9 protein-coding genes are annotated in these 12,970 nt (G+C 35.9%); all 9 read left to right on the top strand.

The genetic code is table 11. From position 1 onward, the window contains the following. The first annotated feature begins 12 nt into the window (after positions 1-12). The 9 genes from QWY92_RS09085 (at position 13) to QWY92_RS09045 (ending at position 12,937) form a co-directional block, all read left to right on the top strand. Complete coding sequence (locus QWY92_RS09085) at positions 13-1,446, top strand: right-handed parallel beta-helix repeat-containing protein (RefSeq protein ID WP_290270501.1); 1,434 nt, start codon at positions 13-15, stop codon at positions 1,444-1,446. A gap of 19 nt (positions 1,447-1,465) precedes the next feature. Next, complete coding sequence (locus tag QWY92_RS09080) at positions 1,466-2,956, top strand: right-handed parallel beta-helix repeat-containing protein (RefSeq protein WP_290270499.1); 1,491 nt, start codon at positions 1,466-1,468, stop codon at positions 2,954-2,956. Between the two features lie 178 nt (positions 2,957-3,134). Further along, positions 3,135-4,970, top strand: coding sequence for an arylsulfatase (locus tag QWY92_RS09075; RefSeq protein WP_290270497.1), 1,836 nt, complete (start codon positions 3,135-3,137; stop codon positions 4,968-4,970). Positions 4,971-5,024: 54 nt separating this feature from the next. Then, positions 5,025-6,818: an arylsulfatase gene (locus tag QWY92_RS09070; RefSeq protein WP_290270495.1), complete on the top strand. Its 1,794-nt coding sequence runs from the start codon at positions 5,025-5,027 to the stop codon at positions 6,816-6,818. Between the two features lie 33 nt (positions 6,819-6,851). Further along, complete coding sequence (locus QWY92_RS09065) at positions 6,852-8,441, top strand: sulfatase family protein (RefSeq protein WP_290270493.1); 1,590 nt, start codon at positions 6,852-6,854, stop codon at positions 8,439-8,441. Positions 8,442-8,490: 49 nt separating this feature from the next. Beyond that, positions 8,491-9,297, top strand: coding sequence for an SGNH/GDSL hydrolase family protein (locus QWY92_RS09060; protein WP_290270491.1), 807 nt, complete (start codon positions 8,491-8,493; stop codon positions 9,295-9,297). Between the two features lie 98 nt (positions 9,298-9,395). Next, on the top strand, positions 9,396-10,880 hold the full coding sequence (locus QWY92_RS09055; protein ID WP_290270490.1) for a sulfatase family protein: 1,485 nt from the start codon (positions 9,396-9,398) through the stop codon (positions 10,878-10,880). Positions 10,881-10,939: 59 nt separating this feature from the next. Next, the gene (locus QWY92_RS09050; RefSeq protein WP_290270488.1) at positions 10,940-11,893 is read left to right on the top strand and encodes an alpha/beta hydrolase; all 954 of its coding nucleotides are present in this window, start codon (positions 10,940-10,942) and stop codon (positions 11,891-11,893) included. Between the two features lie 21 nt (positions 11,894-11,914). Beyond that, entirely contained in the window at positions 11,915-12,937 is a 1,023-nt protein-coding gene (locus QWY92_RS09045) for a hypothetical protein (protein ID WP_290270486.1), read from the top strand. The last annotated feature ends 33 nt before the right edge of the window (positions 12,938-12,970 follow it).

Below are 12,970 nucleotides of genomic sequence, written 5' to 3'. Positions count from 1 at the left end.
TAAAGATTAATAATGAATAAATTTATGAGTACCATTTCAGTAATTAAAAACACGATGTTTCTTTTCGGGATGTGTTTCCTGCTAAGTGTCACTGCTAGCGCACAAACTAAGGTGAATTCTTTAAGCGAATTAATACCTTATTTAAGTCAGGATAAAGTGCATGTAAAAATGACGCCAGGTGTTTACTCCATAACGGCTGCCGATGTAAAAAATGGTTTGTATCAAAAATCGTCTTTCGTAGGAAAAGAGTGTAAAGTATTATTGCTTTTTGAAGGAAATAACAGCACCTACGATTTCTCAGGGGTTACCATTAAAGTGGATACAAAAGTGTTTCAATCTTATGGAAATATTAGAATTAACGAAATTCAAATTGTTGGTAATAATAATGTGCTTAAAAATCTAACATTAATAGATGAAGGATCGGTTTATGATGGGCCAACAAAAGGCGCGCTAAATGTGTGTATCGATGGAAGAGAAAATCTTGTTGAAGGTTTTTACGTAGCCGCTAAAGGATCGTTTCCTTATGGTTATGGCGATGCGTTTGGTAAGGGCGGAAAAAACGTAATTAGACACCAAAAACACAGTTCTTGTTTAATTCGTGGAGAATCTAATCACTTAAAAAACTCGACGTTTATCCATAGAAGTTACGGGCATTGTTTGTTTATGCAAGCTGCAAGTAACCCAACAATAGAAGGTTGCTATGTAGAAGGCGAAATGCGTAGTACCGACGATATGTTATTAGAAAAAGGTACAGGTTCGCCTGCCGACAAAGTTGATTTTATGACGGTTTGGGGATACGAACTTCCAAAAGGTTATATGTTAAGTACTGGCGAAGCTGGTATTCGTGCTTATAATGCAGGTGAAACTATTATCGATGGTAAACTTATTATGCGTGGCACATCTAATCCAACCATATTAAATTGTACCGTTAAAAACATGAGAACAGGTGTTACTTTAGCGCATGCCACTGGTAAAAAGTATGTTGAAAACTGTACAGTTATTGGTAGTGAAAACGGATTTTCATTAGGTTCTGGCGATGTGGTGAATTGTAGAGCCGATTGCAGTTACGGTCCAGTGTATTCATCGACTTATGAAAATGACAAGAATTTTAATGCTGATATCACGATTATTCCTGCGAGTAACCCATACATGAATGGTTCTGGAAGTGTGGCTTATATAGGTGGTCGTGGTCATAATATCACTTTACGTGGAAGTAATGAAGGCGTAGAGCACGGATTGGAAATTAAAGTTGGTGGTGTAAAAAATAACATTCGTTTATTAAATGGAAATTTCCCGCATCAAAACGACTTTAAAGGCTCCGATTTTGAAATTAATAATCTTACCGATTATCCATTATATCTTTCGAATAAAAGCTTAGGTGTAACAGGCAGAACGTCTGGAACTATAGAAGATTTAGGTACAAACAATACCATTCAAACAAAATAATTGATAAGAATATTTTAAAATGAAACATCTCAAGTTTATAAATATTGCAGTAGTACTTATGTTCGTCGTTGCGCAGTTTAGTTGTGCTCAAAACAAAAGTAAAACAGTTGAAAAAGGACTTCAGTTAAATCAAATTAAAGTGTCTAGTTTATCAGGGTTACGGGAAGCCGTTCAGCAAAGTAATCAGCACATTATTCTTAAGCCAGGAAAATATAATATTACCGATTTACCAATAGAATCTAGAGGTTTCCCATGTTCCGGTTCTAACAATATTATTGAACTGAATGAGGTTTATATCAATTTCCCTGTCGGAACATGTAAAGATGCTCATTTCGATATTACAGGTTCTAATAATATTTTAAGAGGAGGCGATTTCGAAGATACTTACCAAAACGGTATGGAGAAAGTAACCGATTTTGGGAGCTACAATCAAAACCGAAAAACTTTGGCGAAAGGCTTAAAAGGAGGTGCAAATATTCGCGTTTCAGGAAATAATAATACTGTGGATGGCATAAAGCTAACCGTAAGAGGTTCGTTTCCTTATGGCTATGGCAATATGTACGGTATTGGCAGAGGTAATGCTACCGGTTTAGACAAACGTTGCGCTTTGTTAATTACAGGCGTGGGGAATACGGTTGATAATTGCGAATTTCAACATAGAGCATTTGGACATGTTATTTACATGCAGAAAAACGCTGATAAAACCCTAATTAAAAACACCTACATTGAAGGTGATGTGCGCCCAAGTAACGATGCTTACACAGAAACTAACGATGGTGATTTACCAAAACGATTTAATTACAAAATGCCACTTGGAGAAATGGAAGGACTTCCTATTCCTCGTGATGTAATGTTTAACCTTACGGAAGATGGTATTCGCGCTTATAATATTCCAGGGTCTGTAACCGTCGAGAATTGTGTGGTTAAAAAATGTAGAGGCGGTATTAAATTGTACATGGCAAAAGGGAAAGTAACGGTTAAAAATAGCACAGTTTTAGATTGTGTTGTCGAGGGCTATTCTCTAAATAATGGTGGCGAAATGATTAATTGTAAAGGCAATGCTGCTTACGGGCCGTTACTTTACATGCATTTTGATAAAGTATCAAACCAAAATATAGATTTAACTGTTTTACCGGCTCCACATGCTGTCGGAAACCATGTATTTGCAGCCATAAAAGGGCATGGACATAATATAAAATTAACGGCAGCTAATCCTTCAGAAACTATCGATAATACACTTAGACCCATTGTGGTTGGTTATCCTGCTCGCTTTCAGTTTTTAACTACAGATTATCCAAATGTACCTAAAGGATATGAGGAAAATTTTAAGAAGCATTTTGGAAATAAAACGTATAGTGCGACAAAAATTTCAATAAAAAACGGCACTAATTATCCGGTTATTTTAGGTCATTTATCCGAAGGAAATCAAGTGAAAAGTAGTGGTAAAGTAACCGATTATGGAACAGCTAATCTTGTAAAAACCTATCCTGCTTCCGAAGAAAAAAAGTAGTTAATCCCTCTAAACATCGAAGTTTTTTCAATATAAGCCTATAATTTATAGTATTTGAATGATAGTTTATATCCATATTTCTAAGGAAATGATATTTTTATGCTCTTAAATGTCCGTTTTCTAAAGCGCGGATATTTTAATTGAAACATTCAACATCTATTCAGATAAATTAATTCTTATGAAAAAAAGTAGAGGTCTTATTGCTGTAATTTTATGCGCCTTATTTATGGTGTCTTGTAAATCGGAAGAAAAAAAGACTGAGGTAAAGAAAGAAAAACCAAACGTTATTTTACTTGTTGTAGACGATCAGGGTTATGGTGATATTGGACGCCTTGGCAACAAGGAAATTAAAACACCAAACATCGATAATCTTTACGATGTAAGTGCGCGTTTTACACAATATCACGTATCTCCAACTTGTGCGCCAACAAGAGCCGCTTTAATGACGGGGCATCACTCAAACCGAGCTGGTGTTTGGCATACTGTAAACGGGCGTTCGTTAATTTTAGATAGAGAGACTACTATTGCTCAAGTTTTTAAAGATAATGGCTATGCAACCGGAATTTTTGGAAAATGGCACTTAGGTGATAATTACCCATTTCGTCCGGAAGACAAAGGCTTCGAAGAAGTTTTAGTACACAGTGGAGGTGGTGTTGAGCAAGCTTTGGATTATTGGGATAATGATTATTTTAATGATACCTACAAGCACAATGGTGAGTTAAAGAAATTTGAAGGATTTTGTACTGATATTTGGTTCGAAAATGCTAAAAACTACATGGCAGAAAATCAAAAGAATAATAAGCCATTCTTCTGTTATTTATCTACCAACGCAGCACATACGCCGTATTTTGTTGATAAGAAATATTCAGATCCTTATGAAAATAATGAAAACATACCAAATGCAGCCTTTTACGGTTTAATTTCTAATGTTGATGAGAACCTTGGGAAACTAGTAGAATATTTAAAAGAAATCGATTTAATGGATAACACCATTTTGATTTTCTCTACTGATAATGGAACTTCAGCAGGAGCAAAAATTGAAAAAGGAGGCGATCGTTTAGATGGTTTTACTGATAAAGGATTCAACGCAGGTATGCGTGGTATTAAAGCGAGTATGTATGAAGGTGGACACCGTGTGCCTTTATTCATTCACTGGAAAGATGGTGGAATTACTACCGGAAAAGATATTAACGAACTTACGGCACATTACGATATTGCACCAACTTTGGTCGATTTATGTGGTTTAGAAGTTAAAGAAGATTTAAAATTCGACGGAAAAAGTTTAAAACCATTAATCGATGGTCATAATGAAGCATTTGTAGATCGTGCGATTATTACAAATTCGCAACGTACTGAAGTGCCAGAACCTTGGAGAAGAACCGCTTTTATGAAAGGCGATTGGAGACTTGTTAATGGTACCGAGCTTTACGATTTAAGTAAAGATCCGGAACAACGTACTAATGTTGCCGATCAATTTCCTGAAAAAATGGATGCTTTTAAAGCAGAGTATGATGCTTGGTGGAAAGAAATTTCTCCAAGTTATGCCGATCAACCTTATATTATTGTAGGTACTCCAAATGAAAACCCAACAACGTTACACGGTCATGATTGGCACACTACAGCGGCAGCAAGTCCGTGGCATCAACGCCATATTAGACAAGGTTATATCGATAATGGGTATTGGTTAGTAAAGGTTGCTGAAAGTGGAACTTACAACTTAAAATTACGTCGTTGGCCAATAGAAACAGGTTTACCTTTAAATGGCGTGGCTCCGGTGCGTCCAACTCTAGAAGGCACAACGGTTAGAGAAAGTGTAAAAAGTAAAAAGTTAACTATTAAAAATGCTAGAATTAAAATTCAAGATGAAGAGCAGTCTGTTGTTGTAGATCCTAATGCGGAATTTGTAGAATTCACCGTAGATCTTAAAGCAGGAGAAACACAACTTCAAACGTGGTTTACTTTAGATTCAGGTAAAGAATTAGGAGCATATTATACGCTCGTCGAAAAAATATAGGTTAGGTTTTATAATTTTTTACTTTTAGGAATTAATAACCTAACTTTTACCATAATGAGAAAAAAAACGTCATTACTATTTTTAGTCTTAGTTACCATATTTGCACATGTTGATAAGCTTTCGGCACAATCAAAACAGAAGCCAAACGTCATTATTGTAATTACCGATGATCAAGGGAAGGGCGATTTAGCTTGTGAGGGAAATGAGTTTATTCAGACACCAAACATCGATAAGTTTTATTCCGATGCGGTTCGTTTTACAAATTACCACGTATCAACTACCTGTGCACCAACACGTGGAGCAATCATGACGGGACGCCATAGTAATCGTGTTAATGTGTTTCATACTATTAATGGGCGCTCTATTCTTTTTGAAGATGAAGTGACTTTACCTCAAATTTTTGCTCAAAACGGATATACTAATGCCATGTTCGGAAAATGGCATTTAGGAGATAATTATCCTTTTCGTCCTGAAGATAGAGGCTTTCATGAAGTTATTCGTCATGGTGGCGGAGGTGTAGGGCAAGGTCCAGATTATTGGGGTAACGATTATTTCGATGATACCTACTGGCACAATAGTAAAATGGAAAAGTATGATGGGTATTGCTCAGATGTGTTTTTCAATGGTGCTTTAGATTTTATTGAAACCAATAAAGACAAACCTTTTTTCTGTTATATTTCTACCAATGCACCGCATTCACCGTATAATCTTCCAAAAGATTATTTTGATTTATACCAAGGTAAAAAGTATAAAGATATCAATGAGAGAACCTTGCGTTTTTATGGAATGATTACCAATATTGACGACAATTTCAAAAAGTTAGAAGATAAATTAGACGATTTAGGTATCGCCGATAATACCATCGTAATTTTTACTACAGATAATGGTACCGCAGCAGGTAGAAGTGTTTACAATGCAGGATTAAAAGGTGGTAAAGGTAGCCAGTACGAAGGTGGACACCGTGTGCCACTTTATATTAGATGGCCAGACGGAAAATTGACAGGCGGTAAAGATATTGATGAGTTAGTAGCGCATTACGATTTATTACCAACATTTGTAGATTTATTAGGTTTAGATTTTAATCCGGTTAAAAAACTGGATGGTAAAAGTTTAACACCTTTATTAGAGGCTAAGAATGATACTTGGGAAAACCGAATTTTATATATGGATACCCAAAGAGAACAAAACCTAATCAAGTATAGAAAATATACAGTTATGGACAAAGATTGGCGTTTAGTTGATGGTAAAGAACTGTATAATATAAATAACGATTTAGGTCAGCAAAATAACATTATTTCTGCACACCCAGAAGTCGCTGCTCGTTTAAGTGTGGGGTATGAAACCTGGTGGCAATCTTTTGTAGACGAAGAAGTTAATGAGCGTTATGCTTACATTAAAGTAGGTTCTCCAAAAGAAAACCCGAGTAGAATTTCAGCTCACGATATGATTGTAGGGAAATTTAGCGGAGCTTGGCACCAAAATGGAGCTATTACTGGTGCTCGTGCTGGTGGTAAGTGGAAAATTGAATTTGTTGAAGATGGCGATTATAAAATCAGTTTACGCAGGTTTCCAAGAGAAAGGAACTTAGCTATCAACGCGACGTTTCCAGCTCAAGAAAAGGCTATCGAATATGATAAAACATCGCCAGCTGGAGAAAAATCAGATTTTAAAGAAGCTTTCTTATATGTAGCTAATATTTCTAAAACTTTAGACATTAAAGCAGATCAAGATGAAGTAACTTTTACAGGGAAGATTCCAGCGGGAAAATACGATATGGAAGCACAACTTATAGATGAGTTAGGTCGTGTACACCCTGCATATTATGTATATGTTGAAAAAATAAATTAAAAACGCTATTTAGGCGGAATTTAAAATATCAAAATGAAATTAATATTAAAATTAGTAGCTTATTTGAACCTTGTTTTATTAGTCTCTTGTGGGCAACAAAGTAAAAATCAGGCAACAGAAGTATCCGAAGAAACAAAACCTAATATTGTTATTATTTACACCGACGATCAAGGTTATGGAGATGTTGGAGCACTTAACCCAGAGGCGAAATTTAAAACGCCCAATATGGATAAGTTAGCTAACGAAGGCGTAACTTTTACCGATGGACATAGTAGTGATGCGGTTTGTACACCTTCTAGATACAGCCTGTTAACAGGGCGTTACAGTTGGAGAACAAGTTTAAAGAAAAATGTTTTACGTGCAGATGGCCCGTGTTTAATTGAAAAAGATAGAATGACGATTGCTTCGTTACTTCGTGAGCAAGGTTATAGTACAGCCATGATTGGTAAATGGCACCTTCAAATGGAGTTTGAAGGTGATGTGAAAAAGGGTGGTCGCGATTGGTCTAAACCTTTCACAGATGGTCCAATAGAAAAAGGTTTCGATTATTTCTTCGGAATTCCTGCTTCTATGAATTATGGTATATTAACTTATTTAGAAAACGATCGAGTGCTTGATCCACCAACGCTTTATACAAAAAAGAAATTGGATGTAACACCACGTACGTATAGAATGACGCCTCCTTATCAGGAAGAACAAGCGAAAGGCTATGTTGAGGTAGCGCCTTCATTTAATGACGAATTGGTACTTAAAACTTTTGCCGATAAAGCCGTTGAATACATCGGTAATGCTGCGGATGAATCTAAATCTGGAAAACCTTTCTTTTTATATTTACCACTTACAAGCCCACATTTACCACATTGTACACATCCTGATTTTCAAGGAAAAAGTAACTGCGGAAATTATGGCGATTTTATGGAGGAAACAGATTATCGTATCGGGCAAGTGTTGGATGCTTTAAAAGCAAATGGTTTAGATGAAAATACTTTGGTTATTTTTTCATCGGATAATGGTGCAGAATCTAATTATGCTTATCAAAGAAATACTTACGGACATTATAGTTGTATGAATTTTAAAGGTGGAAAACGTGATATTTATGAAGGCGGACACCGAGTACCGTTTTTAATGCGTTGGCCAAATGCTATTAAAGCAGGAAGTCAAGTAAACGATCCAGTTTGTCAAACCGATTATTTAGCAACTATTGCTGATATTGTTGGAGCTAAAATACCTGATAATGCAGGAGAAGATAGTTACAGCTTATGGCCAATGATGAAGGACGCCGCTGTTAAGCAAAAAGCAGATAGACCGGTAATTCATCATTCATTTACGGGGCATTTTGCTATTCGCGAAGGGAAATGGAAATTAAACATGCTTAGAGGTTCTGGTGGTTCTTTAAAACCTGTTATTATAGAACCAAAAGAGGGTGAAGCACCTTTTGAACTTTACGATATGGAAAACGATCCTGGAGAAACTACAAACTTATATTTTGAGCAACCAGAAGTGGTTAGTAGGCTAACAGCTAAAATCACTGATATTATAAAAACAGGCCGATCAACAGAAGGATTACCTCAACCTTATGTTACAGAAAACTGGGACCAATTAACATGGATGAGTTTGAATTAAAGGAAGATATTTCTGAAATCAAAAAACGTTCAATTTAAGAGAGAAACACGTGCAACGTAAAAAGTTTATAAAAATATTAAGTTTTGGGACTGTAGGAATCAGTATGGTTCCGATGGCTTGTGCTAAAACCGTTTATAAAAAAACGAACGAAGCTATTTGTAAAAATACTTGGGATGCCTTGTGTGGCAAAATCGGGAAGTCTTATAAAACGGATGCCTTTGTTTATGTGCATCCAAAAAAGAGAATACCTAATGTGTTTATTTATGGCGACTCTATTTCAATAGCTTATTCTTCAAAAGTGATGAAACTTTTAAGAGGAAAAGCGAATGTGTATCGCTTGTTTAAGAATGGAGGTTCTAGCGATCAGTTTATTCCGAATATGGAAAAGCTACAAGAAAGCATGTTTCAACCGGGGTTAGAGGAAGGCTGGAAATTCGATTGGGATGTTATTCATTTTAATGTTGGATTGCATGATTTAAAGTACCTTAAAGGAAAAAACTTAAATAAAACAGAAGGTAAGCAAGTGTCGTCTGTTGAAACATATAAAGAAAATTTAGAAGGCATTTGTCAGTATTTGAAAACCAAATTTCCGAAAGCAAAATTAATTTTCGCAACCACAACACCTGTTCCCGAAAATGCAAAAGGTCGATTTAAAGGTGATAGTATTAAATACAATACAGCAGCGTTAGAAGTTTTAGCAAATCATCCCGATATAATCGTTAATGATCTGTATGCCTTTACCAAGCCACATCGCGAAGCTTGGGAGCAAGCTCCCGGAAATGTGCATTACAAAGCTTTAGGTTTTAATCAGCAAGGCGAAGAAGTGGCGCGAGTTATAGATGAGGTTTTATTTTAGATAATTAAGTGCTCCTAATTTAAAAATATAAAAAGACTAAGTCATAAAAATTGAAACAACTCACATTAATATCAAAAACTAAACAAACAATAAATAGTATGCATAAATTTTTTAAACACACCCTTTTAGCAGGAGTTTTAGTGCTAGCTTTTACAAGTTGTAAAAATAAAGCAGAAACAAAATCGGAAGTTGCAGAAGCACCAAAACGTCCAAATTTTCTATTTGTACTGGTGGATGATCAATCGCCATTCGATTTGCAAACCTACGATCCAAATTCAATTTTAGAAACACCAACCATTAGTAAATTGGCTAGCCAAGGTGTGGTTGTTGAGCAAGCGCGCCACATGGGTTCTATGAATGGAGCTGTCTGTACACCATCGCGCCACATGATTATGTCTGGAAGAACGTTATGGCATTTACCGCCAAGTGCAGAATTTCAAAAGCAAACTGGCCCAAACGAGATAGACGACCAAACTATTGGAGCTGTTTTTAATCGTGCGGGTTATAAAACCATGAGAACTTGTAAAAAAGGAAACTCTTATCCAGGAGCGAACAAGCAATTTACTGTGGTTCACGATGCAACAAAACGTGGCGGGACAGAAGAAACAGGAAGTGCTTGGCATGCAAAGCAAGTGCTAGAATATTTAGGAGATAGAGAAGTTGCGAAAGAAGAAGATCCGTTTTTTATCTATTTCGGATTTTCTCACCCACATGATACTCGAAATGGTACGCCGGAATTGTTAGAAAAGTATGGTGCAACCAATCATAAAGATCCAAATTCATTGCCTGCTGCAAATGATAAGCAACCAGAACTTCAAGATAATTATTTAGCTGCACACCCGTTTTTTCATGGACATCCAGAACTTAGAGATGAAGAACGTGTAAGTGGTGTTTGGAAAAATAGAGATGAAAGAACAATAAGAAATGAATTAGGTAGAGAGTACGCTTGTTCAGAGAATGTAGACAATCAATTAGAGAAAGTTTTAGCTAAGCTTGAAGCTATGGGCGAACTAGATAATACTTATATTGTTTATACTTCAGATCATGGTATGGCTATTGGTCGTCATGGTTTACAAGGAAAACAAAACTTATACGAGCATACTTCGAGAGTGCCATTTATAGTTAAAGGACCTGGGATTCCTTCAGGAAAACGTGTAACAGGAAATATGTACCTTTTAGATGTATTACCAACGTTATGTGATTTAGCAGGAATTGATGCTCCAAAAACCGTTGAAGGTAAAAGTATGGTACCTGTTTTTAAAGGTGAAAAAGAAACGGTTCGCGACGTGATGTATGGCGTATACGCTGGTGGAACAAAACCAGGGATGCGTAGTGTGAAAATGGGAGATTGGAAATTAATCAAGTATGATGTAATGGACGGTAAAGTGAGAGAAACTCAACTTTTCAACTTAGCAGAAAATCCAAACGAATATTTACCTGAGCATAACAAACCAGGTGAAATGGAAACGGATTTAGCTGAAAACCCAAAATATGCAGAAAAACTAGCAGAAATGGAAGCTTTGTTATTAGAGCAAATGGTTGCTCATGATGATCCTTACAGACTTTGGAATCAAAAATCATAATATTTACAAAAGTCTCAACATAAATTAAGTTGAGACTTTTTTACTTTAATTCAAATTATATGAAATCAATAAAAACACCGGTTCATTTCGCCTTTATTATGCTTACTTTTTTTCTTTTAAGTGTTTCTATTTTACATGGCCAGGCACCAGCCGATTTCGGTTTTGTAGAGGGGGAAAACTATAAAAAAGACGTTGTATATAAAACAGTCAATGGGAAACCTTTAGTCATGGATGTTTTTTATCCTAATGCAGATGTACTTCAGGCTGAAAACCCATGGGTTGTGTTTGTTCACGGAGGTGGTTGGGCTGGAGGTGTAAAAGAAAATATTTTCAGAGATTCTTTTTTAGGTACATTGCAAACCCTTTTAGATAACGGTATAGTGTGTGCAACCATAGATTACCGATTAGCGAAAAAACCTGTAACATCTTACGAGTCTGTGGTAGATTGTAAAGATGCTGCGCGATTTCTTCTAAAAAATGCAGTTGACTATAAATTAGATAAAGAAGAATATGGCATTTGGGGTGGTTCTGCAGGAGGGCACCTGAGTTTGGTTACAGCTTTAGCTCCAGACGCACCTTTTCCTGGCGATCCAAGTTTAGCCGATATTCATCCGGAGTATAAATTTGTAACTTCTTTTTTCCCTTTTACGTCATGTTTAAACCCTGATATTAGACCTAATTCTATTTTTGAAGATGGAAAACTTTTCAATCGTCTTTTAGGAGGAAGTGTTGAAGAAAAACCAGAATTAGCACACTTGATGAGTCCTACGGAATTTTTAGATAAAAATAGCCTACCTATTCTATTAGTACATGGCGAAAAAGACACGACGCTTCCTATTATTAATTCACTTTATATGATGGAAGTGGCTAAAAAGAAAAAGGCAGATGTGCAGTTATTGGCCGTTAAAAATGCAGGACATAGTATGTCTGGAAAAAATATTTCTCCTTCTTTTGAAGGAATAGCTGAACGTTGTAGCGATTTTATGCTTTCTCATTTGGTAAAGCGTAAATAGTAAACTAAAAATGCTATGGCAATGAAATCTACTAAATCGAAACATATAAAAAGATGCTTGTCTAAGGCAGAGGGGTACATGCTTTTTCTTGTGATGTTTGGTCTGTTTTCGGTAAATAGTCAAGAGGTAAAATATCCTGAAATAGAAATTAATAATGGGATACTTAAAGCTAATTTATATCTACCAGATTCAGAAGATGGTTATTATAAAGGCACACGGTTTGATTGGTCGGGTGTTATTTCAAATTTAGAATTTGATGGGCATACGTATTTCGGTCAGTGGTTTGATGCTGATAATCCGCCACCATTCGCTACCATTATGGGGCCTGTCGAGGCTTATGCGCCTTTAAATTATAATGATGTTGCTGTTGGTGAGGGTTTCGTTAAAATAGGTGTGGGCGTTCTTAAAAAAACGACTGATGAAAATTATAGTGACTTCAAAAACTATGAAATTATAAATCCAGGAAAACGGACTTTAAAAACGAGTGTAAATACCGTGGAATTTGGACATGTTGTCAATACTAAAACGGTGTCCTATGATTATACTAAAACCATTCGGCTCGTTGAAAATCAATCAATAATGCAGGTTTCTCATGTTTTAAGAAACACAGGGAATCAACAAATAAAAACCTTTGGCTTCAATCATAATTTTTTGGTTATTGATAATCAAACCATTGGTAAAGATTTTGAAATGACTTTTCCTGTTGAAGTTTCCGGGGAAGGTAGAGGTTTGGGCGATATTTTCGACATTGAAGGAAATAAAATCCTTTTCAAAAGAAATATTCTAGGAGATGAGTCTATAGCTATTAAACACTTGAATGGATTGAATGATAATGTTGATACTTTTAATGTTAGAATACATCATTCTAAAACAGGAGCAGGTGTTAAAATTACAGGGGATCAACCACTTTCTAGATTCCGACTTTGGGGAACTTCAAAAACAATATGTCCAGAAACCTATATTGATATTAAAGTAGCACCGGGTGAGACGTTTAGTTGGAGTTACTTTTATGAGTTTTATGACTCAAAAACAGAGAGGAATTAAAGTATATTGTAATTCAGAATCACGTTTTTCATA

The organism is Algibacter miyuki (assembly GCF_030409805.1).
Lineage (GTDB): Bacteria > Bacteroidota > Bacteroidia > Flavobacteriales > Flavobacteriaceae > Algibacter > Algibacter miyuki.
Note: the sequence above shows the minus strand (reverse complement) of the source record. Positions and strands in the feature narration are given on the sequence as shown.